The organism is Kitasatospora sp. NPDC023118, assembly GCF_055560875.1.
In genome coordinates this window covers 113,640-136,421 of record NZ_JBVHHW010000022.1, presented here as the reverse complement: position 1 = coordinate 136,421, position 22,782 = coordinate 113,640, and the positions used below count along the sequence as shown (strand labels likewise).

The window sequence follows — 22,782 nt, the reverse complement described above, 5'->3', positions numbered from 1 at the left end:
CTGACCACCGCGCCGATCCTCGCCCTGGCCGCTTCCCTGGCCATCGGCGTGCTCGCCTTCCACGGCGACCCGGTCGCCAAGCAGGACGTCCCCCCCCCCCCCGCCCCCCCCCGCCCCCCCCCCCCCCCCCCCACCCCCCCCCCCCCCCCCCCCCCGCCCCCCCCCCCCCCCCCCGCCCCCCCCCCCCCCCCCGGGCCCCCCCCCCGACGCCCTGTCTGCGGTCCCGACCGTCGGCGTCGGGGCTCGCCCCACCCTTTCGGGCGCCAATTCTGGACACTCTCCTAGCCGCCCCTGCCGCACAGTTGGCGGCGTCGTGCGGCCGAGGGCGCCGCACCACGGGCCGGGAGGCGACGGATGGGAACGATGGTGCTCGGGGACCTGCTCGACGAGGCGGTGCTGATACTTCGGTGCGCGGGCGCACGGCAGGAGGCGGAGGAACTCGCCGCGCGGGTGCTCGGCGTGGACGCGGCCGGGCTGGATCCGCGGCGGGAAGTCGACGGCAGGTCGGTACGGCGGCTGCGGGACCTGGTGGGCAGGAGAGCCGACGGCGTACCGCTCGGGCACCTCACCGGGCGAGCCGTGTTCGCCGGCCTCGAACTCCTCGTCGGGCCCGGCGTGTTCGTGCCGCGGGTGCACAGCGAGCTCGTGCTGGCAGCCGGCCTGGCGGCCGTCGCGGAGACGGAGGCACCGACGGTCGTCGACCTGTGCGCCGGCTCCGGCGCGATCGGACTCGCCCTCGCCCACGCACGGCCGGACGCCCGGGTACACGCGGTCGAGTTCGACCCCGTCGCCGCGGACTTCACCCGCCGCAACGCGGCCCGCCGCGCCGCCCTCGGGGACACCGAGGTGACCGTCCACGAGGGCGAGGCGGCCCGGGCGGGCGAACTGACCGGGCTGGCGGCCGAGGCGGACCTGGTCCTCGCGAACCCGCCGTTCATGCCGGACGCGGCCGACGTGCCCGACGAGTTCGGCCGCTACCAGCCCCGGCAGGCCGTCTTCGGCGGCGCCGACGGCCTGCGGGTCGTCCGCCAGGTGGTGGGGGCGGCGGCGGGGCTGCTACTACCGGGCGGCACGCTGGTGGTCGAGCACGGCCACCTGCACGGCGCGACGGTGCCGGCGCTACTGCGCGAGTCGGGCTGCTTCGCCGAGGTGTCCTGCCGCCCGGACCACGACGGCTGGCCCCTCTACTCGACGGCCGTCCGTACCGGGGCCGGTGCCCCTTCCTCCTGACCGGCAGACGGCCGGGCCCCCTTCCGCGGATGCGGAAGGGGGCCCGGCCGGTCGTGTTCAGCGGGGAGTCAAAGGCCGCCGGAAGCCGGCCACTGCGAGCCACGCGCCGACCCCCGCCACCGCCGCGCCGAGCAGCAGGGCCCACACGGCGGTGCCCGTCCCGGGCAGGCCGAGGGCGAGGGCTCGCGTGGAGTCGATGGCGTACGTGAGCGGGTTGACGTGGGCGACGGCGGCCAGCCAGTCCGGGAGGTCGGCGGTCGGGACGTAGGCGCTGGAGGCGAACATCAGCGGAAGCACCGCGATGATCGCGAGGTTCTGGATCGGCTCGGCGCGGCGCAGCCAGGCCGCCGCCGCGATGAACAGCCAGCCGAGTGCCCAGCTCATGAACAGCGTCAGCCCGATGGAGGCCACGACCGCGCCGGCCCCGCCCCTGGGGTTGTAGCCGAGCACGAGGATGCCGAGCAGCAGGATGATCGCGGCCTGGACGGCGGCGCGCACCAGCGTGGTGAGGCTGCGGGCGACCAGCAGCGAGCTCGGCGCGACGGGCAGACAGCGCAGCCGCGCGACGATGCCGTTCTGCAGGTCCTCGACGAGGCCGACCCCGGACTGGACGGCGGACTGCACCGCGTTGTCGACGAGGACGGCGGGCAGGACGAAGTCCAGGTACGTGACGTCCGGCGGGAAGTGCGGCGGGAGCCCCATCCGGCTGAACACCTGGGAGAGCACCACGAGCGTGATGACGGGCTGGAGCAGGCCGAAGAGCAGCACCGCGGGGTCGGTCACGAGCGCGCGCAGCGACCGGCCGGTGAGGATGCGGACCTGGGTGATCCGCGAACTGCCGCGCCAGGCGGGCGCGGTGGGCGTCGACGTGCGGGGTGGTCGGCCGGTGTCGAGCGTGGTGGTCACCGAGCGGGTCCTTCCGGGCTGACGGGACGGGCGGGGCGGTCGGCGCGGTGCGCCAGGGCGAGGTAGACGTCGTCCAGGCCGGGCTCGCCGAAGGTGAGTTCCGCGGCCTCGATCCCGACCCCGTCGAGCGCCCGGACGACGGCGGCGATGTCGCGGGTGGCCTCGATCGGGACGACGAGGGCGGCGCCCTCGCGGCCGGTGACGGGGGCGAGCCCGGCTCGGCGCAGTGCCTCGGCGGCGCGCTCGGAGTCGCTCCCGGACTCGCTCCCGGCTGGCCCGTCGAGGACGACGGTGACGGTGCGCCGGCCGACCCGGGCCTTGAGCTCGGCCGGGGTGCCGTGGGCGACGACGCTACCGCCGGAGAGCACGGTGATGGCGTCGGCGAGCCGATCGGCCTCGTCGAGGTACTGGGTGGTGAGCAGCACGGTGGTGCCCTCGGCGACGAGGCCCTCGACGATCTCCCAGAGGCCGAGCCGGCTCACCGGGTCGAGGCCGGTGGTGGGTTCGTCGAGGAACACCACCTCCGGTCGGCCGACCAGGCTCGCGGCGAGGTCGAGACGGCGGCGCAGGCCGCCGGAGTAACCACGGGCGGGCCGGTCGGCGACCTGCCCGAGGTCGAACAGGTCGAGGAGCTCGTCGGCGCGGGTCCGGGCGGCGCGGCGGCCGGCGCCGAGCAGCCCGGCGAGCAGGAGGAGGTTGTCGCGTCCGCTGAGCCGCCCGTCGACGGTGGCGTACTGGCCGGTGAGGCCGATCCGGCGGCGGACCTCGGCGGGGCGCCGCCGGACGTCGAAGCCGGCGACGCTGGCCCGGCCGGTGGTGGGCGCGAGGGCGGTGGTGAGAACGCCGACGAGGGTGGTCTTGCCGGCGCCGTTGTGGCCGAGCAGGGCGAGCACGCTGCCCCGGGGGACGGCGAGGCTGACCGAGTCGAGGGCGCGGACGGTGCCGAAGGTCATGCCGACGTCGACCGCCTCGATCACGAGGTCGTCGTCGGCCACGGCGGGCGGGGGCGGGGCGGTGCGGGCGGGCATGGTCGGGTCTCCGTACGGGGGATCGGCAGGGGCTCGCGGGGCTGTCAGCCGACGGGGTCAGTCGACGGCGTCCATCAGGCGGAAGAGCTCCTCGTCAGTGGCCGCGTCGAGGTCGGGCCCCGGGCCCGGGCGGGCCGGCCCGGCGGGTGCGGCGCAGCGCCGGGCGAGGTCGCGCAGCCGGGTGGCGGTGGCCGGGTCGAGGGCGGTGCCGGCGGCGAGCAGCGCGGCGAGCCGGTCGACCAGGTCGACGGCGGTGGGCTCCGGTGCGGCTCCCCGGTCGAGCCGGGCGCCGAGGGCGCGGACGACGGCGGCCGGGGACGGGTGGTCGAAGACGAGCGTCGCGGGGAGGGCGGTGCCGGTGGCGGCGGCGATGCGTTCGCGCAGCTCGATCGCGTTGACGGAGTTGACGCCGAGGTCGGAGAACGCGTGGGCGGCGTCCAGGGCGTCGGCGCCGCGCCCGACTACGGCGGCGGTCTCCGCGAGGACGAGTTCGAGGAGGAGGGCGTCGCGTTCCTCGGGGCTCACTGCCGCGAGTCGGTCGTCGAGGAGCGGCACGTCGGCAACGGCTACGGCCGGCGGCGTCGGGGAGGCGGTCGCGAGCCAGTACGTCTGGCGCTGGAACGGGTACGTCGGCAGCGGCACGGGCCGGGCGCCGGGCAGGACGGCGTCCCAGTCCACCGGCACGCCGTGCAGGTGGAGGCGACCGGCGGCGGCGAGCAGGGCTCGCGTCTCGTCCGCCTGGTCCGCCGAGCCGCTCGCGATGACGGCGGCCGACGGTCCGGCGTCCCCGGCGGCCAGGCACTCACCGAGCATGGGTGCGAGCGCGGCGGCGGGCCCGAGTTCGAGGTAGGCGTCGACGCGCTCCGCCTCCAGGCGCGACACGGCGTCCCGGAAGCGGACCGGCTCCCGGGCCTGCCGCACCCAGTGGCCGGGGTCGCGGGCCTCGACGGCGGTCAGCGGGCGCCCCGTCACGCCGGAGACCAGCGGCACGGCGGGCGCGGCGAACGACAACCCCTCCAGCACACCGCGGAATTCCGCCAGCATCGGCTCCAGCAGCGGCGAGTGGAAGGCGTGCGACACGCGAAGCCGTGTCGTCCGCCGGTCCGCGAAGTGCGCCTCGATCGCCGAGACGGCGCCCTCGGCGCCCGAGACGACGACGGACGACGGCCCGTTGACGGCCGCGAGCGACACGAACTCGCCCAGCAGCGGCAGGACTTCGTCCTCCGCCGCCCGGACGGCGAGCATCGCGCCCCCGGCCGGGAGGGACTGCATGAGCCGTCCCCGGGCGGCGACCAGCGTGCACGCGTCCACCAGCGACAGCACCCCGGCCACGTGCGCGGCGGCGATCTCGCCGACCGAGTGCCCGGCCAGCAGGTCGGGCCGCACGCCCCAGGACTCCAACAGCCGGTGGAGCGCGACCTCGTGGGCGAACAGTGCGGGCTGCGCGAACTCTGTCCGGTCGAGCAGCGGTTCGGGATCGTCGTCCCACAGGACGGGGCGCAGCGGCCGCCTCAGCAGCGGATCCAGGACGCCGCACACCTCGTCCAGGGTGGCCGCGAACTCCGGGAAGGCGGCAGCGAGTTCGCGCCCCATCCCGGGCCGCTGGCTGCCCTGACCGGCGAAGACGAAGGCGAGCCGCCCGCCGCCGTCACGCCGGCCCGCGGCCGGAACGACCGGCGAGGGCTCACCGGCGGCGAACCGCCGCAGCGCGTCCACGAGTTCACCTCGGTCGGCGCCGACCAGCAGTGCCCGGCGCCCGTGGACGGCCCGGGTGGTGGCCAGCGCGTGCGCGAGGTCCGGCAGGGCGTAAGAGGGCTGAGCGACGACGTGCTCGGCCAGCCGCCCGGCCTGTGCCCGCAGGGCGGGCTCGCTGCGGGCGGAGAGCACCAGCGGCACCGGCCCGCTCACGGAGCTGTCGACGGAATCCGCCGAGGGCGCCTCCTCCAGCACCACGTGCGCGTTCGTCCCGCTGATCCCGAACGACGACACGCCCGCGCGTCGCGCCCGACCGGCCTCCCGGGGCCACGGCTGCGCCTGCGTCAGCAGCCGGACGGCGCCGGAGGACCAGTCCACCCGGGTGGTCGGCTCGGTGACGTGCAGGGTCCGCGGCAGCAGGCCGTGCCGCAGCGCCTGCACCGTCTTGATCACGCCGGCCACTCCGGCCGCCGCCTGGGCGTGCCCGATGTTCGACTTGACGGACCCGAGCCACAGCGGGCGGTCCGCCGGGCGTGCGCAGCCGTGGACGGCGATCAGCGCCTGCGCCTCGATCGGGTCGCCGAGCGAGGTCCCGGTGCCGTGGGCCTCGACGGCGTCGACGTCGCCGGGGACGAGCCCCGCGTCGGCCAGTGCGCGGCGGATCACGCGCTGCTGCGCGGGGCCGTTGGGCGCGGTGATGCCGTTCGAGGCGCCGTCCTGGTTGACGGCCGAGCCGCGGACGACGGCGAGCACCGGGTGCCCGTTGCGCCGCGCGTCGCTCAGCCGCTCCAGGACGAGCAGGCCCGCGCCCTCGGCCCACGCGGCGCCGTCGGCGTCGTCCGAGAAGGACTTGCAACGGCCGTCGGGGGCCAGGCCGCGCAGCCGGGAGAACTCGACGAACGACCCCGGTGTGGCCATCACCGCTACGCCGCCGGCCAGGGCGAGCGAGGACTCGCCCGCGCGCAGTGAGCGGCAGGCGAGGTGGAGGGCGACGAGCGAGGAGGAGCACGCGGTGTCGACGGTGAGCGCCGGCCCCTCCAGGCCGAAGCAGTACGAGATCCGCCCGGCGAGCGCGCTGCCGGCGGTGCCGATCCCGAGGAGTCCCTCCAGCTCCGGAGGGGCGCCGGCACCGTAGTCGTGGTACATCGCGCCGGTGAAGACGCCGGTGCGGCTGCCGCGCAGCCCGGTCGGGTCGATGCCGGCGTGCTCCAGCGCCTCCCAGGCGGTCTCCAGGAGCAGCCGCTGCTGCGGGTCGGCGGCCAGGGCCTCGCGCGGGGAGAAGCCGAAGAAGGCGGCGTCGAACCGCCCTGCGCCGTCCAGGAATCCGCCCCGGCGGACGTAGGACGTCCCGGGGTGCTCGGGGTCGTCGTGGAAGAGGCCGTCGAGGTCCCACCCGCGGTCGGCGGGGAACGCGGAGTCGGTGTGGGTGCCGTCGGCGACGAGCGTCCAGAGGTCGTCGGGGGAGGAGACCCCACCCGGCAGGCGGCAGGCCATGCCGACGATCGCGACCGGCTCGTCGGAAGCGTCGTACGGGCCCTCGTCCGGTCGGTCCGGCGCCGCGCCCGACAGCAGGGACGCGACGGCGGCCGGGGTGGGGTGGTCGAAGCCGAGGCTCACCGGCAGCGGACGGCCGGTCGCCTCCGCCACCAGGTTGCGCAGCCGGATGGTGCGCACCGAGTCCAGCCCGTACGCGCGGAACGCCGTGTCGGCGCCGATCGGTTCGTCCTCCGGGCCCCGCTCCATGACCTCGGCCGCGCACGAGCGCACGAGGTCCAGCGCGTCGCGGTAGTCGAGCGCGGACGGACCGGGGACGGACGCCTCCTGGGCCACCAGGTCCTCCAGCGACCGTCGGTGCAGCTTCCCGGCCGGGGTGCGCGGGAGGTCGTCGACGGTCACCAGTTCCAGCGGCATCTTGTACTCGGCGACCTCCCGCTCACGGAGGAAACCGGTCACGGCCCGCAGCCCGATCGCCGGGTCCGCCGCACGGGTGAGCACCAGGCACGGGATCTCGCCGAGCCGCGCGTCCGCCCGCCCGACGACGGCGAGCGGGCCGATGCCCGGCATCGCCGCCAGGAGCTCCTGGACCTCGGTCGCGTCGAACTTCCGCCCGCCCACGTTGATCAGCTCCGCCGCACGCCCGTGGAAGCGCAGCAGCCCGTCCTCCCCGAGGCTCGCCCGGTCGCCCGTGCGCAGCCAGCCGTCCGGCGTGATCGCCGCGCGGGTCAGCTCGGGATCCCGGTAGTAGCCGCGGAACATGCTCGGGCTGCGGTACTGGAGGTCGCCCGGTGCGCCCGGGAGCAGTTCGCGCCCGTCCTCGCCGACGATCCGCACGCGCGCCCCGCTGGTCGGCCGGCCCACGCTGCGCACCGCGGCGCCGTCCGGGTCGGCCGGGTCGGCCGGGTCGGCCGGCGAGGTGCGGGTGCCGGTGCCCAGTTCGGACATGCCCCACACCACCACCAGCTCGCCGCCGAGCGCCACCCGCACGTCCGCGGCCAGCGCGGCGGGGATCGCCGCCCCGGCGGTGCGCACCTGGTGCGGCCGGAATCCGGCGGGCTGTCCGGTGCGGGCCAGCGCACCGACGATGTCGTGCAGCTGCGCCGGGACGGCGAACACCGCACTGGGGGCGGTGCGCCGGGCCAGCGCGAGGAAGCGCTCGGGATCCCAGCCGCGCAGCAGGACCTGTCGGCAGGCCCGGAACAGCGCGGTGTGCAAGGACTGCAGGCCGAACAGGTGGGTGAGCGGGCAGGCCGTCAGGATCGCGTCGGCGAAGGCCGCGCCGCCTTCCTCGGCGACGGGGGCGGTGTTGGAGAGCAGTCCGTCGTGGCTGTGCAGGCAGATCTTGGGCCGCGCCGAGGTGGTGCCGGAGGAGGGGAGAAGAACCAGCGGCTGGTCCGGTACGACCTCGACCGGGTGCGGCTCCCGGCCCGCGTGGTCGGCCATCGTCCGGGCCAGGGAGTGGACCCCGGGCGGCAGTCCGTCCGGATCCCCCGCGACCAGGACCGCCCGCAGGGACGGTACGGCCGCCGGCAGCTCGCGGGCGGTGGCCACCGCCTCCGGCGAGAACAGGGCCGCCACCGGGTCCACCCGGCCCAGCAGCGCCCGCACGTCGGCGGCGCCGTACCCGGCGTGCACCGGCAGCATGACCGCGCCGACGGCGGCGACGGCCAGGTGAGCGGTCTGGTACTCCCAGCAGTTCGGCAGCTGGACCGCGACCACCTCACCCGGGCCCACGCCTAGTGCCTGGAGCGCCCGGGCCAGCGACGCCACTTCCGTCCGCCACTGACGCCAGGTCAGCTCGCGGTCGCCGTCGACCAGTGCGACGGCGTCGGGGGCGCGCCGTACGGCCGCCGCGAACACCCCGGGCAGGGTGTGACCGCCCAGCGCTCCGGGGGCCCCGGAGGCCGGATCGATCGTGTAGTCATCGCTGTGGACGGACACCTTCACTCCCGGGGTCGGTGCGGGCTGCGCTGTCATCCTCGACCGCGGCCCGTCGGGAAAGCCCTAGGACCTGTCTTCGAAGTCCCGCCCTCCGGGCGGACGACGGGAGTTCGAAGACAGGTCCAAGAGGCTCCCTAGAGTCGACGCGATGCGGCGCGGGGAACGACCGGGACCTGCTCGGGGAACGTGGTGTCCAGCAGCGCCAGCAGCGGGCGGGCCTTCACCACCGTCTCGTCGAACTCGGCCTCGGCGTCGGAGAGGGCGATGATCGCGCCGCCCACCCCGTAGCGCAGCCGCCCCTCGCTCACCACGGCAGTGCGGATGACGATGCTCAGATCGGCGGCGCCGGTCAGCGAGAGGTAGCCGATCGCTCCCGAGTAGATGCCGCGCGGGCCGCCTTCCAGGCGGTCGATGATCTGCATGGTGCGGATCTTGGGCGTGCCCGTCATCGAGCCGCCGGGGAAGGCCGAGCGGATGCCGTCGACGGCGCTGTACCCGGGGCGCAGCCGCGCCCGTACGGTGCTGACCAGCTGGTGGACGGTGGTGTACGTCTCGACGTCGAAGAGCGGGTCGGCGACGACGGATCCGGTCTCGGCGCACCGCCCGAGATCGTGCCGGACGAGGTCGACGACCATGAGGTTCTCGGCCCGGTCCTTCTCGCTGGTCGCCAGGTCGGCGACGAACAGGGTGTCCTCCTGCGGGGTGGCGCCGCGCGGGCGGGTGCCCTTGATGGGTTTGGACTCCATCACCCCGTCCGGCCCGATCCGCAGGAAGCGCTCGGGGGAGGAGCTGAGCACGGACAGCCCGCCGAAGCCGAGGAAGGCGGCGAACGGTGCCGGGCTGATCCGCCGAAGGGCTCGGTAGGCCTGCCAGGGGTCGAACGCGGCCGGGGCCTCGATCATGTTGGTGAGGCAGACCTCGTAGGTCTCGCCTGCCCCGATCTCGTCCTGGCAGGCGTCGATGAGCTGGAGGTAGGCCTCACGGGGGTGGCGCAGCCGTAGGCGGGCCGGCTGGCCGGGCGGGTTGTGGGCCGGCGGGTCGGTGCGCGGTGCAGGGCCGGTGAGCCGGGCGGCGGTGTCCCGCAGCCAGGCCCTGGCGGGCCCCTCCCGGCCGTCCTCGGCCAGGGCGAGCAGGTGGGCGGCGCCGGTGCGGTGGTCAAGGACGACCGCCCGGTCGGCGAACACCATGACGGCGTCCGGATCGGGCGAACGGTGGGCGCGGTCGCCGCCGCACTCGGCCTTGAGTTCGTAGCCGAGGCAGCCGACCCAGCCGAGCGCGAAGTCGAACGGCAGCTCGGGCACCTCCACGTGCAGCGAGCGGAGGTCCGCGTCGAGCCAGTGCAGGAACTCGTCCTCCAGTACCCGCGTGCCGTCCTCGGCCGTCACCGTGACGGTTCCCCGGGAGACGTCCGCGCTCGCCACCCGGGCGAGCGGGCCGGAGGCGTTGCCCATCACGGAGACCTGGCCGAGCCGCCCGCCGGGGAGGCTGCTGTCCAGCCAGAACGGGTGGCTGCCGATCCGGAAGAGCCGGTCGAAGACGGTTTCGGCGTCCCACCGGGTATCGATCTTCCGGGTCAGCACGGTCAGTTGCCGGGTGGCCGGGAGCGGAGTGGGGTCGGGCCGGGTGCGGGGCCGCGGTACCCCGGGGGCGCGTCCGCGGCCGTGGCGGTGCGCGTGGTTGAAGCGCTCGGCGAGGTCCCGGAAGTTCGAGAGCAGCTGGTGTCCGGCCTCGGTGCCGATCGACTCGGGGTGGAACTGCACGCCCCACAGCGGGAGTTCGCGGTGGCTTAGGGCCATCAGCACGCCGTCGTCGGTGGCCCAGGCGATCGGTTCCAGCACGGGGGAGAGGCTGGTGACGGCGAGCGAGTGGTAGCGGACGACCTCCAGCGGGTTGGGCAGGTGGCGGAAGAGTCCGGTGCCGTTGTGCCGCACGTCCGAGGTGCGTCCGTGCCGGGGTTCGGGCGCCCGGCCGACTGCGGCGCCGTGGGCGAGGGCGAGGCCCTGGTGGCCGAGGCAGACGCCGAGGACGGGCAGCCGGCCCTCGCGGGCGATCCCGGCGCAGTGGCCGAAGTCGGAGGGGTTGTGCGGGGTGCCGGGGCCGGGGGAGAGGACGACGGTGTCGAAGTCGTCGAGCAGCTCGGGCCGGAAGGAGGGGTCGTCGTTGCGGACGACCTCCGGCTCACGCCCGTTGACCTCGGCGAGGTAGTGGAACAGGTTGTAGGTGAACGAGTCGTAGTTGTCGACCAGGAGAGTGCGCATCAGTGGTCCTTGTCGTGCCGTGCCGCCGGGCGGGGCCGGCTGCAGCTCAAGGGCGGGGCGGCCGGCGGTTGGTCAGCGGAGCGCGGCGAGTGCGGAGGCGATCTCCCGCAGGACCGCGGCCTGCTGCTCGGCCAGGAAGAAGTGGCCCCCGGGGAGGACCTTCAGTCGGAAGGCGCCGGTGGTGTGGTCCTGCCAGGCCCGGGCCTCGGCGATGGTGGTCCGCGGGTCGGCGTCTCCGGTGAGCGCGGTGACCGGGCAGGCGAGAACGCGCTCCGGCCCGCAGGTGTAGTGCTCGATGGCGCGGTAGTCGGCGCGGATCGCGGGCATGGCCATGCGCAGGATCTCATCGTCACCGAGCAGTTGGGCACTGGTGCCGTTGAGCAGCTTGAGCTCGGCGATGACCGCCTCGTCGTCCTGGCGGTGCACGTTCTCGGTCCGGGTGGTGGACGGTGCCCGCCGACCGGAGGCGATGACGGCCCGGGGTGCGTGGGTGCCCTTCCGCTCCAGACGCCAGGCGGTCTCGAAGGCGAGGACGGCGCCCATGCTGTGGCCGAAGAAGACGGTGGGACGATCATCCAGGGTGAGCAGTTCCTCGGTGATCCGGTCGGCGAGGGTGTCGATGTCCTCGATGCAGGGCTCCAGACGGCGGTCCTGTCGGCCGGGGTACTGCAGGGCGATCAGCTCGGTGTCGTCGGCGAGGGCCGCGGAGACGGGGTGGTAGAAGCTGGCGGAGCCGCCGGCGTGCGGGAAGCACACCAGGCGCACGGGTCGGTCGGCTCCCGGGTGGAAGCGGCGCAGCCAGAGCGTGCTCGACGTGCCGGGGCTGGTCATGGGCTCGGTCCTCTTTCGGTGGTGGGGTTCAGTCCCGGTGGACGGTGATGGCGCCGGACGGGCAGAGCGTGGCGGCCAACTCGACCGCGTCCGGGTGTTCGTCGGCCGCGGCGGGGTCGAGCAGTTCGACCACGCCGTCGTGGTCCTGGTCGAAGACGGAGCCGGCGTTGAGCACGCACTGGCCCGCGCCGACGCAGCGCGCGGTGTCGACGGTGACGCGCATGAAGATCTCCTGGGGCAGTGTCGTGGGCGGGGCTACCAGCGGACCGGCAGCGCGTGCAGGCCGCACAGCACGCCGTCGTACTTGAACGGCAGTTCCTCGGCCGGCACCGCCAGGCGCAGGCCCGGAATGCGCTCGAAGAGCCTGCGATAGGCGGTCTCCATCTCGATCCGGACCAGGTTCTGGCCCAGGCACTGGTGGACGCCGTAGCCGAAGGCCACGTGGTGGCGCTCGGTGCGGGCCGGGTCGAAGGCGTGCGGGCAGGCGAAGGCCCGCTCGTCGTGGTTGGCCGCGGCCACCAGCGGGATGATGCCCTCTCCGGCCCGGATCAACTGGCCGGCGATCTCGACGTCCTCGGTCGCGACTCGCAGGGAGACCAGGTCGGCCACCGAGTGGAGGCGCAGCGTCTCCTCGACGACCCGGTCGTCCCCGATCCATCGGGGGTTTTCCAGCAGGGTGAGCACGCCGAGCGCGATGTTGTTGGCGGTGGTCTCGTGCCCGGCGATGAGCAGCAGCATCAGCACCCCGGACATCTCCTGGGGCTCGATCGCGCCGGTGGCCAGCAGCCGGCTGATCAGGTCGTCACCGGGCCACTTCTGCTTGATGGCGACCAACCGGTTGATGTAGCGCAGCAGTTCGCGCGAGGCGGTGTCGCGCTGCTCGTCGGTGGAGGCGCGGATCGCGACGAGGGTGCGGGTGCGGGATTCGAAGAAGTCCCGGTCGACCGGCGGCACCCCGAGCAGTGCCGAGATGACCAGTGACGGGACGGGCAGCGCGAAGTCGGCGACCAGGTCGGCCTCGTCGCCAGCGGCCAGCATGGTGTCGATGCACCGGTCCACGGTCTGCTCGACGGCGGGCCGCAGCTCCCGGACGCGGCGGACGCTGAACTCGGGGATGAGAGCCTTGCGGAAGCGGTCGTGCTCGGGCGAGTCCAGGCCGACGAACCATCCGGGTATCTGCTCCTGGCGGGGCACGCCCATGGTCTGGCTGATGTTGGGGAAGCCCGGGTGGTCGGGGTTGGAGCTGATCCTGCGGTCGGTCAGGACGGCGCGGACGTCCTCGTGCCGGGTGACCAGCCACACCCGGTTCCCGTTGGGCAGGTGGCACACCACCAGGCCCCGCTGCTCGCGATAGTCCTGGTAGCGGGGCGGCGGAAAGGCCTCGCCGGGCCTGCGCAGCGGGAACTCGACCACCCGCGGTTCGGCGCTCGTCATTTCGTCGGGTCTCCCTCGGGTGCGGTGCGCTTCAGGGCATGCCGTAGAACGCGCGGACCCGCTCGATCACGCGGTCCTGGTCGGCGGTCGTCAGGGTGGTGTAGGTGGGCAGGTAGAGGCCGTCGGCGGCGAAACGGGTCGCGTTGAGGCTCGGCCAGGCCGGGTCGAGGTAGCCGGGCTGGCGACTCATCGGCTGGAAGAACAGCCGGGTCTCGATGCCCTCGGCGGTCAGGAACTCCCGGAGCTCGGTGCGGCGTTCGGCCCGCAGGTCGTACATCCACAGCACGTCCCGGGGCGGCATCAGGGTGATCCCCGGGACGTCCTTGAGGCCCTGGTCATAGCGCCGCTCGATCTCCTTGCGGGCCGCGAGGAACTCGTCCAGGCGCTCGGTCTGGGCGACGGCGACGGCGGCCTGCATGGCCGTCATGCGGAAGTTGTAGGCGAGCTTCTTGTGCAGGAAGCTGTGGTCGGCGGTGAAGGCCATGGCCCGTAGGTGGGCCAGCTGGCCGGCCAGGCGGGGGTCGTCGGTGAGGCAGATGCCGCCTTCACCGGCTGTGATGATCTTGTTGGCGAACAGCGAGAAGCAGGCGATGTCGCCGACCGGCCGGATGCCGTGGGCCTCGGAGGAGTCCTCCACGACCCGCAGGTTGTACTGATGGGCGATCTCCATGATCGTCGTCATGTCACAGCGCCGGCCGTAGACGTGCACCGGCATGATCGCCTTGGTACGCGGAGTGATGCGCTCCTCGATCCGTGTGACGTCGATGTTCAAGTCGTCGGCGCAGTCGACGAACACCGGGGTGGCGCCCGTGTAGGTCACCGCCCAGGCGCAGGCGATCATGGTGAACTCCGGCACGATGACCTCGTCGCCCGGGCCCACGCCGAGCGCGCGCAGGGCCAACGTCAGGGCCGCGGTGCCGGAGGAGCAGGCGACACCGTGGGCGGTGCCGTTGTACTCGGCGAAGGCCTCCTCGAAGTGCCGGACGTACGGCCCCTGGGACGAGATCCAGCCGTCACCGATCGTGCGGTTGACGTACTCCAGCTCCCGCCCGTCGAGGCTCGGCCGGGACACGGGGATGGTGAAGGGCATGGGGTCCTCACTTCGGGACGGGCCGTCGCGTGACGGGGTGTCGTACGGCGATCGGCGTACGGCGGGTCGGCTCGTGGACGGTCGGGGGAGGGATCAGGCCAGGGCCGGTAGTCCGAGCAGCAGGTCGGCCGCCGCCGACCGGCCACCGGCGGCGCGCTGCGCCTCGCCGATGCGGGCGGCCCGCTCGCGGAAGGAACGGTCGCCGAGCACGCGGGTGAGCTTGTCCACGACGTCGTCCGGGTCGAGGTCCTGCGGCCGGTCCAGCGTCAGGCTGATCCCGAAGTCCTGACCGCGCACGGCCTGGTCGTAGCAGTCCACCCACAGGGGCCGGACCACCAGCGGCTTCCCGAAGTACACGCCCTCGTGGTAGCCGTTGCCGCCGCCGTGGGTGAAGAACACCTCCACCCTGGGGTGGGCCAGCACGTCCAGCTGGGACGGCAGCCAGCCCTCGATCCGCAGGTTGCCCGGCAGTTCCTCCCGCGGCGGCAGGAGGTGCTGCTGTTCGGCGGGCAGCCGCCACAGCACCTGGTGCCGGCCGTCCAGGCGCCGCGCGACCTCCACGAGGTCGCGGACCTGCGGCCGGGTGAGGCGGGTGATCGTGCCGAAGCCCATGTAGACCACGGAGGACTGCGAATCCAGCCAGTCCATGACGCCGGTCGGGTCGTCGCCCGGCGAGGCCTCCGGCAGCGGCGGGACCATGGCCCCGACGAGCTTCACCTTCCCGGGAATATCGAACGGATAGTCGAGCTCTCGCACGGAATTGCAGAGGACCATTTCCGCACGGTCGATCCGGGTCATGGGACTGGGCTTGGGCAGGCCCAGCTCCTTGCGCAGCCGGGCGTCCTCGGAAAGCACCTTCCCCATCGTGGGGTGGAGGAACAGTGCGAGCGTGCGGAACTTGAAGAGGCGGTTGTACAGCCTTTGACCGAAACTCATCGGGTAGGGCAGGCCGGAATGCGGGACGGGGAAATCATCCGGCGTGTAGGAGGGCCCGAAGGGGCTGTGCGAGGTGAGGACGTTGCTCGGCAGGAACGGGACGCTCAGGACGAAGGGAATGCCCCGGGTCAGCGCCAGATCGACGGCGAAGGAGCTGACGCAGTCGATGACCATCAGGGCCGGCTCGCACTTGTCCACCACCGCCGCGAGCCGGCGGTACTTTTCGGCCTGCAGGTCGGGCCGGTAGGACTGACGGATCACCGCCCGGTGTGCCCTGAACCGCGAGGGCTGAGTCACCCGGCGGTACACCTCGTCGCTCCAGCTGACCGCGGACAGTTCGGAGAAGACGTCGCCGAGGGAGGCGAACTCCACCGCCGACCGGTCCGCGAGGCCCAGGACCTCGGCGCGCCGGGGCTCGTCGGTGGCGAACCAGAGGTCGGGCACACCCCGTCGGGCCAGCTCGCCGGCCAGCACCAGCAGGGGGTTGAGCAGGCCGCTCTCCGGAAGGCTGACAAACAGGATCGGCCGTTGCGCGGCGCTCATCGGACTCCCTCGGGGCGGGATCGGTGGTCGGGACTGCACCCCACCTTGGTCTCACGCCCGGCGCCGGGAATTCCTTAGTCCTCGGCCCGAACGGTGGCCGTCGCGACTCGATCCTCCGCTTGTGTCCCGGTTTGACCGGAAGTCGCGAGTTGAGAAAAAGTAACGGTTCGTTCAAGATTTCTCTCGGGCGGTGCCCGGTCGCCGGTGGGTGATCCACCGGTTCCAGGCGTGGGTGTGGCCCCGGCTGCCGTCGTTCGGGTACCGGACGGCTTCTTGACGGGTCCCATATATTCCTTCCCAGGGGGCTTGGGTACGCTCAATCCCCGTCAGCCGCAATTCGCGGTTCGTTCCAAGCGTGGCCCCGGAATATTCGGAATCGTCATCTAACCTCTCCTCAGTACACCCACGGAATCGGCCGGGGTGGGCGCCGGTCGACGTTGACCGGCGTGTTGGCCGGTATCCGTGCTTCCTCGCGGAGTTCGCTGCGGCTCAGGCTGCCGGAGAGGGCGCCAGGACATCCCGAGGAGATCCAACCGCACTCGCGCCTTGAAGGGATCCGACTTTCCGTGGTGAATTCCTATGCAGATCAGGCCGGTGCCGTCCGGAGCATCGAGCCCGGCCGCGTCCAGGGGGACGTCGCGGGGGCGCAGCGCAATCCGCTGACCGGACAGCCCGTCCTGACCATGGCTCAGCTCGACCGGGCTCTCACCATCCGGCAGGCGAACGAGGCCTTCTTCTGGCAGTTCGGACGTTCCTCGGCGGACCTCTGCGGCCGTACCTTCAGCGACCTCGTGCACCCGAGCGTCCAACAACCCCTGCTGCGTCAGTTCTCCGGACTGATCGAAGGGCGGCGTGACCGCTTCGCCACCGACGTCATAGCAGTCGGTCCGCACGACGAGACGTTCACCGTCCCGCTCACCGCCGTCATGGTGCGTGGCGATCTGCCTGACGAGTCGTCGATCCTGGTGATGATGCCCGACGGGCGTCCGGACTCGGGTGGGTCCGAGGTCGTGGCCGGTCAGAAGAAGTTGCTGAGCGAGATCGACGCGAAGATTCTCGAGGGCATCGCGGCCGGCGTCTCGACCGTGCCGCTCGCCGCCCGGTTGTACCTGAGTCGTCAGGGCGTGGAGTACCACGTGACGTGCCTGCTGCGGAAGTTGCGGGTCCCCAACCGCGCCGCACTGGTCTCCCGGGCCTACTCGATGGGGGCCCTCAAGGTCGGGGTCTGGCCGCCGAAGGTCGTGGAGAGCTTCGTCAAGTAGTGGGTGGGTGTACCGCGACGCTCCTCGGCCGGGCCTGGCGCCGTACCGCTTCGGGCGGGGCCGGAAACGCCAGGTCGCAGGACAAGGTGTCCGAGGTCCTGACGTGGGTCCGGCAGCAACGGACCGCAGGGGGCTGAGGATCGCGGCTGCGGTTGCCGGTGGCCCCGTCCCCGCGGAGACGGGGCCACCGGCATTTCCGCGCGGCGGGGTCGAGGTTCAGGATCCGGGCCGCTCGGCTGACGGAGCCGGGCATCGGGTGCCGGTGGACCTTGAACGTGATGTCGATGCTTCGGTGACCCGTCCACGCGGACAAGCGGTGATTTCCGGACGATCGTCGATCAGAGGTGTGAACCGGCCTCGGTGTGCCCGCGCCCGGGCCGACGGGATCACCCGAGGGTCCGTCACCGCCGGGACGGCCTCCGGGTGTCGATGCCCGGTCAAGGGCTTGACGCGGCCCTGGTCCAGCGCGATCGTGAGGGCCGAGATTCTGACATGTTACGTGTGCCATTGCACATGGGTGCGGCGGTCGATCCGTCGCCGGGGGAGGGCGCCGCGTGGAGCTGGAGCTTCGGCACCTGAGGGTGTTGTGCACGATTGCCGACACCGGCAGCGTGGGCCGGGCCGCCGCGGTGCTCGGTGCCTCGCAGCCCGCGACCAGCACCCAGCTGCGCCGGATCGAGGCCCACCTCGGCGCGCCGCTGTTCGAGCGCACCACCACCGGTGTGGCGCCCACCGGCTTCGGCGTCGAGGTGCTGGCCGCGGCACGTGACGTGCTGGCCAGGGCCGACGGTCTGGGGCGAAGGGCGGTGGCGGGCGTCTCACCGGCCGGCCGGGAGTTGCGGCTCGCCGCCACCAACTCGCCGGTGCTGCCGGGCCTGCTCGCCAGGGCGCGGAGCCGACTGCCGGAGCTGCGGATCACCGTGAGCAGCGTCTACCGCTCCTCGGACATCGTCGAGCTGCTGGAGCAGGGCGCCCTGGACGCGGCGATCGCGGTGGACTACCCCGGCATGGAGCTGCGGCACTCGGACGCCGTCGCGCTCCGGGGTATCGTCACCGAGCCCACCTTCGTCGCACTGGCCGCCCGGCACCGGCTGCGGCGCCGTACCGAGGTGGCGCTCGCCGATCTCGCCGGCGAGCCCTGGTTCGTCACCCCCGACGACGGCGCCGGCTGGCCGGGGGTGTTCTTCGGCGCCTGCGCCGCCGAGGGCTTCGTGCCGGCGACGGTGCACGAGTTCCTCGGCGACCGGGCGGAACTCCAGGACATGATCGCGGCCGGTCTGGGCGTCTCCACCGTGCAGGCGACCTCCCGGCCGCTCTCCGCCGTGGTGATCAAGCCACTGGCCGGCACGCCGCTGCGGACCAGGTACCTGCTCGCCTGGCGGCCCGCGGCGGTGGGCGGCGAGCTGGTCGAGACGCTGTTCGAAGCCGCGGCCGCGGCCTACCGGGATCTGGCCGAGGCCTCGCCGCACTTCCAGGCCTGGGCGGCTCGGACCTACTGGGGCGCCCGCCCGTAACCGGCGCGGAACCGGGCGGGGCCAGTGTTATGGGCCGCGAGGGAATGTCATATGACCTGTCACATTGTATTGGCGTCGTGCCGGTGGCACGCTTCACCCGGATCCCCATGACGCGGCCTCAACACCCAGTGAGTCCGTCCCCCGTGCACCTTGACCCCCACTCAGAAGGATCACCCGTGCGACCGCGCATACCCCTCCGCACCCTCGTGGCCGGCTTCGCCGCCGGTTGCGCCACCGCCGCCTGTCTCCTGCCCGCCCCCGCGGCCGTCGCCGCCCCCGCGCCGGCCCCCGCCAAGACACCCGCACACTCCTCGCCGACCGTCCCCAAGCCGCTCGGCGCCACCCTCTCCGATGCGGGCACCTCCTCCGACGCCTTCGGCCCGGCCGCAGCCCCGCTGACCCCGGATCAGCTGGCACAGGCGCAGCGCCCCCTGCCGCCCGGCACCGCCGTCCAGCTCTCGCCGAAGACCCAGGCCCCGGCGGCGCGGCCGAACGCCCCCCGCTCGGCGACCACGGCCGCAGCGAGCTGCACCCCGGCGGACTTCGGCAGTCGCACCGGCAGCGCGCTGGTCTCCTTCATCGAGGGCTCGACCCCCGACTGCGTCAACACGCTCTTCAACCTCACCGGCAGCGACGCGGGCAAGGCCTTCAAGGAATCGCAGATGCTCACCGTCGCCGACGCCTACCGGGCGCTGGCATCCGGCTACGCCGGGAACGACTCGACCGGCATCTGGCAGCTGGAACTCTTCCTCCGGGCCGGCTGGTACGTGCAGTCCAACAACGCCGGCTCGGTCGGCAGTTACGACGCGGCCCTGACCACGGCCAACCAGGCGGCCCTCGACGCCTTCTTCGCCAGCGCCCACTGGCAGGACGTCACCGCGGCCAACGCGCCGGTGCTCTACGACGCGCTGGTGCTGACCGACAGCGCCAACCTGCAGGCCTCCTACCTGAACGTCTACAAGAAGGTGCTGACCGGCTACACCAGCGCCTACGACTCCGTCGCCGGAATGGACAAGGCCGTCAACGCGGTGCTGTTCGCCCCGCTGTGGCGCGGCAACTGGAACCCGGCCTTCGTCAACGCCGTGGCGGCCGACCCGAGCATCCTCAGCACCATGGGCAGGTTCGCGACCGACCACAAGGACATGGCGTCCGGCCCGGCCGGCTTCCTGGTGGTGAACACCGGCAACGACCTGGGTCGCGCCGCAGGCGACGGGGGCGCCGCCGGGGCCGCGGCCGGCCGGCAGGTGGCGGCGCTGCTCGCCGTCACCCCGATCACCGGCGCGACCGGCCCGCTCTACGTGCACACCGCCTACGACGCCAACCTGTACGACGCCGCGAACTGCTCCGTCTACGGCACCTGCAACCTGCCCGCCAAGCTGACCGCGGCCGTGCTGCCGAACCAACTGGTCTGCGACAACCGCACCATCGAGACCGAGAACCTGACCGCGGACGAGCTGAACACGGTCTGCACCAGCCTGCGGGGCGAGGACACCTTCTTCCACAACCTGGTCAAGGACAGCGGGCCGGCCAACCCGTACGGCAAGACCATCGACCTGGCCGTCTTCGCCACCCAGGCGGACTACCTCACCTACTCCTGGGCGATCTTCGGCAACTCCACCGACAACGGTGGCGAGACCCTGATGGATCCGACCGACCCGAACAACCGGCCGGTGTCGGTGATGTACCGCAAGGCGTGGAACGACGGCTTCCCGGCCAACGTGTGGAACCTCAACCACGAGTACACCCACTACCTCGACGGCATCTACGACATGAAGGGCACCTTCGGCGACGAGCTGACCGTGCCGGACATCTGGTGGATCGAGGGCGTCGCCGAGTACGAGTCGTACGCCTACCGCGGCACCACCGACACCCAGGCGATGGCCGAGGCCGCCAAGCACACCTACAAGCTCAGCACCATCTTCCAGAACACCTACGACAACTCGGACACGGTGCGCACCTACCCGTGGGGCTACCTGGCCGTCCGCTACATGTTCGAGAAGCACCCGGACGTGATCTCGACCATGCTCGGCCACTTCCGCACCGGTGACTACCAGGGCGCCTACCAGGTCTACAACGGCCTCGGCACCTCCTACGACGCCGACTTCGACAGCTGGCTCACCGCCTGCGCGGCCGGCGCCTGCTACGCCCAGGGCCCGACGGCGCTGTTCGGCTCCTCCGTCAACGGCGCCACGGTCAGCCTGACCGACAAGTCCGTGCAGACCGGCGGCGGCAGCATCACCGCTTGGCACTGGACCTTCGGCGACGGCAGCACCTCCGACCAGCGCAACCCGGCCCACACCTACGCGGCGGCCGGCACCTACACCGTCGCCCTGACGGTGACCGACAACACCGGCCGGACCGCCAGCACCCCGGCCTCGGTCACCGTGACCGCCGGCGCGGCCCTGCCGACCTGCACCGACCCGCGCACCGACGCGCTCGGCCAGAACTGCTCGCGGTCCGGCGTGTCGGCCACGGCCGGCAACACGGCCCACTTCTACCTCTGGCTGCCGGCCGGCTCCACCACCCTGAAGGTCACCAGCTCCGGTGGCACCGGCACCGCCGCGCTCTACTTCGATCCGGACACCTGGGCCTCGCCGAGCGCCTTCACGGCCTCGTCGACCAACCCCGGCACCGCCCAGAGCCTGACGGTCAGCAACAGCACGGCCGGCTACCGCTACGTCAGCCTGTACGCCGTGACCGACTTCTCCGGGGTCACCGTCAGCACCCAGTTCTGATCCGGCACCGGCCCCGGCGCCCGCGGCGCGACGCCGACGTCGGCCGCCGGCGCGCACCGGTTGCCCCCTCCCCGCGCGGGGAGGGGGCAACCGGCCTTGGTTCACGCCACGTTGACGGCGGTGTCGTCGAGGACGAAGGAGGTCTGCTTGGTGTAGTCCTCGGCGCCGGTGAACTTGAGGGTCACGGTCTTCCCGGCGTAGGCGGACAGGTTGAAGCTGTGCTGCTGGTAGCCGGCGGCCGCGTTGACGTTGGAGTAGGTCGCCAGGGTGGTGCCGTTCGCGGTGACCTTCAGCGTGTCGAAGGCGGTGGTGTTGCTCGCGGCGGTGTCGATGTGCAGCCAGAAGCTGAAGGTGTAGCTGCTGCAGCCGGTCGGCAGGGTCACCGTCTGGGCGAGCGTGTCGGTGTTGGTGCTGCCGTACCCGTCCAGCCAGGCGTCGTACGTGCCGGAGTGCGGCGGCTCGCTGGAGCTGCTGTTGATGGTGCTGGTGCCGCTGGTGTTGGTCTCCGTCCAGCCGGCCGTCGTACCGGCCTCGAAGCCGGGATCGGTGAGCAGCTGGGCCGCGGTGCAGCCGCCGCTGCCGGAGGACTGGACGGTCCAGGTGAAGGTGACGGAGGAGGACGGGCCGGTGGAGTCCGTCGCGGTGGCCGTCACGGAGTAGCTCCCGGCGGTGGTCGGGGTACCGCTGATCAGACCGGTCGCGGTGTTGACGCTCAGGCCGGTGGGCAGGCCGGACGCGGCGTAGCTGAGGCTTCCGCCGGCCGTGTCGGTGGCGGAGAGCTGGAGGCTGGTGGCGGTCCCGGCGGTGGCCGTCCGGGCGCCGGGGTTGGTGAGGGTGACGCTGCCTGTGGTGCTGCCGCCGCTGCCGGCGGCGAGCCAGGCGGTGGCGTTGAGGCCGAGCGCGGCGTCGGTGCCGGCCGGGTCGTTCCAGCCGTCGTAGACGGTCTTGCCGGGTTCGCCCGTACCGTCGTCGATGGCCGAGCTGTCGCCCCAGACGGCGACCCGGCCCTTGCCGAAGCTGCTGGTGGCGAAGAAGGCGCCGGTGGTGCCGGAGTAGCCGGTGCGGTAGACGATGCCCTTGACGGAGGGGTTGTCGGCGGGCTTGAGGGTGAAGGTGGTGCCGTTGCGGATGATGCTGCCGGTGACGGTGCCGAAGGGGCCGTGCAGGACGGGGTCGGTGGCGTCGTTGACGGCGGTCGGGTTGTCGGTCTGGATGTTGAGCAGGTCGACCGAGAGCCCGAACGGGTCGTTGCCGTTGACCGAGTTGGTGGTCATCAGGTCGTTGATGATGGCGGGGGAGTCCCAGCCGTCGTTGTTGCGGTCGCTGCCGGTGTGGTCGGAGATCAGGAACAGACCGCCGCCGTTCTGGACGAACGTCATGACCGCGGTCTTCTCGGAGTCGCTCAGCCGGATGTTCGGCTCGGGCAGGACGAACTCGTCGAAGTTGGCGAGGTCCAGCGCTCCGCCGGTGCCGTAGGTGATGGTGGAGCCGCTCGGCAGGGTCTTGAGGCTGTACTGGCCGGTCTTCTGGAGGGCGACGCCCCAGCTGGAGATGGCGCCCGTCCAGTCGGTCCCGGACTGCGGGTTGGCGTTCTCGCCGAGCGGGTCCGGCTGGCTGGTGCTGATGATCCAGTCCGCGTTGCCGGCGGTCTCCGCCTTGCTGTTGTCGAACAGGACGCGGTGCTGCGTGGTCGTGGCGGTGGACGTCACGGTCGCCGCTTCGGCCCGGTGGGGTACGGCGCTCGCGCCGGCGAGCACGGTCAAGGCGACGGCGCCCAGGGCGAGCGGGCGGATGGCGCCAGTGTGTCTGAGCATGGGTCAAGCTCCTTGTGCCGTGGGGGTACAGGGGGCGGTGCTACGCGCGTAGGCGCGCGGGACACCGT

General features: G+C 72.9%; 14 protein-coding genes. 4 read left to right on the top strand and 10 right to left on the bottom strand.

Features of this window, described 5'->3' with window-relative positions; all coding sequences use genetic code 11:
• Positions 1 to 354 precede the first annotated feature (354 nt).
• Positions 355 to 1,230: a N5-glutamine methyltransferase family protein gene (locus ACZ3UD_RS26600; protein WP_465592655.1), complete on the top strand. Its 876-nt coding sequence runs from the start codon at positions 355 to 357 to the stop codon at positions 1,228 to 1,230.
• Between the two features lie 57 nt (positions 1,231 to 1,287).
• On the opposite strand, the gene ACZ3UD_RS26595 is transcribed toward ACZ3UD_RS26600, so the two are convergent.
• From ACZ3UD_RS26595 to ACZ3UD_RS26555, 9 genes are all read right to left on the bottom strand, one after another.
• A complete protein-coding gene (locus ACZ3UD_RS26595) occupies positions 1,288 to 2,136 on the bottom strand; it encodes an ABC transporter permease (protein ID WP_465592652.1) in 849 nt (282 codons plus the stop codon).
• Positions 2,133 to 3,164 (bottom strand): ATP-binding cassette domain-containing protein, encoded by a 1,032-nt coding sequence (locus ACZ3UD_RS26590; protein WP_465592649.1) that lies wholly within the window; start codon positions 3,162 to 3,164, stop codon positions 2,133 to 2,135. Before ACZ3UD_RS26590 ends, ACZ3UD_RS26595 begins: the two co-directional genes overlap by 4 nt.
• Positions 3,165 to 3,221: 57 nt before the next feature.
• Positions 3,222 to 8,333 (bottom strand): type I polyketide synthase, encoded by a 5,112-nt coding sequence (locus tag ACZ3UD_RS26585; RefSeq protein WP_465592646.1) that lies wholly within the window; start codon positions 8,331 to 8,333, stop codon positions 3,222 to 3,224.
• Positions 8,334 to 8,431: 98 nt separating this feature from the next.
• Positions 8,432 to 10,555, bottom strand: coding sequence for an aminodeoxychorismate synthase component I (gene pabB / locus ACZ3UD_RS26580; protein ID WP_465592644.1), 2,124 nt, complete (start codon positions 10,553 to 10,555; stop codon positions 8,432 to 8,434).
• 72 nt (positions 10,556 to 10,627) lie between these two features.
• Complete coding sequence (locus ACZ3UD_RS26575) at positions 10,628 to 11,386, bottom strand: thioesterase II family protein (RefSeq protein WP_465592641.1); 759 nt, start codon at positions 11,384 to 11,386, stop codon at positions 10,628 to 10,630.
• Between the two features lie 28 nt (positions 11,387 to 11,414).
• The gene (locus ACZ3UD_RS26570) at positions 11,415 to 11,609 is read right to left on the bottom strand and encodes a ferredoxin (protein ID WP_465592638.1); all 195 of its coding nucleotides are present in this window, start codon (positions 11,607 to 11,609) and stop codon (positions 11,415 to 11,417) included.
• A 32-nt stretch (positions 11,610 to 11,641) separates the two neighbouring features.
• Positions 11,642 to 12,820 (bottom strand): cytochrome P450, encoded by a 1,179-nt coding sequence (locus ACZ3UD_RS26565; RefSeq protein ID WP_465592635.1) that lies wholly within the window; start codon positions 12,818 to 12,820, stop codon positions 11,642 to 11,644.
• 31 nt (positions 12,821 to 12,851) lie between these two features.
• Positions 12,852 to 13,910, bottom strand: a complete 1,059-nt coding sequence (locus ACZ3UD_RS26560; protein ID WP_465592632.1) for a DegT/DnrJ/EryC1/StrS family aminotransferase — start codon at positions 13,908 to 13,910, stop codon at positions 12,852 to 12,854.
• Between the two features lie 93 nt (positions 13,911 to 14,003).
• The gene (locus ACZ3UD_RS26555) at positions 14,004 to 15,389 is read right to left on the bottom strand and encodes a glycosyltransferase (protein ID WP_465592629.1); all 1,386 of its coding nucleotides are present in this window, start codon (positions 15,387 to 15,389) and stop codon (positions 14,004 to 14,006) included.
• A gap of 683 nt (positions 15,390 to 16,072) precedes the next feature.
• On the opposite strand from ACZ3UD_RS26555, the gene ACZ3UD_RS26550 reads away from it, so the two are divergent.
• The 3 genes from ACZ3UD_RS26550 to ACZ3UD_RS26540 all read left to right on the top strand — a co-directional run bounded on the left by ACZ3UD_RS26550 (position 16,073) and on the right by ACZ3UD_RS26540 (position 20,900).
• Positions 16,073 to 16,651, top strand: a complete 579-nt coding sequence (locus tag ACZ3UD_RS26550) for a LuxR C-terminal-related transcriptional regulator (protein ID WP_465592667.1) — start codon at positions 16,073 to 16,075, stop codon at positions 16,649 to 16,651.
• 554 nt (positions 16,652 to 17,205) lie between these two features.
• Positions 17,206 to 18,165, top strand: coding sequence for a LysR family transcriptional regulator (locus tag ACZ3UD_RS26545; RefSeq protein ID WP_465592626.1), 960 nt, complete (start codon positions 17,206 to 17,208; stop codon positions 18,163 to 18,165).
• Positions 18,166 to 18,341: 176 nt separating this feature from the next.
• Positions 18,342 to 20,900, top strand: coding sequence for a collagenase (locus ACZ3UD_RS26540; protein WP_465592623.1), 2,559 nt, complete (start codon positions 18,342 to 18,344; stop codon positions 20,898 to 20,900).
• Between the two features lie 101 nt (positions 20,901 to 21,001).
• On the opposite strand, the gene ACZ3UD_RS26535 is transcribed toward ACZ3UD_RS26540, so the two are convergent.
• Positions 21,002 to 22,714: a putative Ig domain-containing protein gene (locus ACZ3UD_RS26535; protein ID WP_465592620.1), complete on the bottom strand. Its 1,713-nt coding sequence runs from the start codon at positions 22,712 to 22,714 to the stop codon at positions 21,002 to 21,004.
• Positions 22,715 to 22,782: the final 68 nt, after the last annotated feature.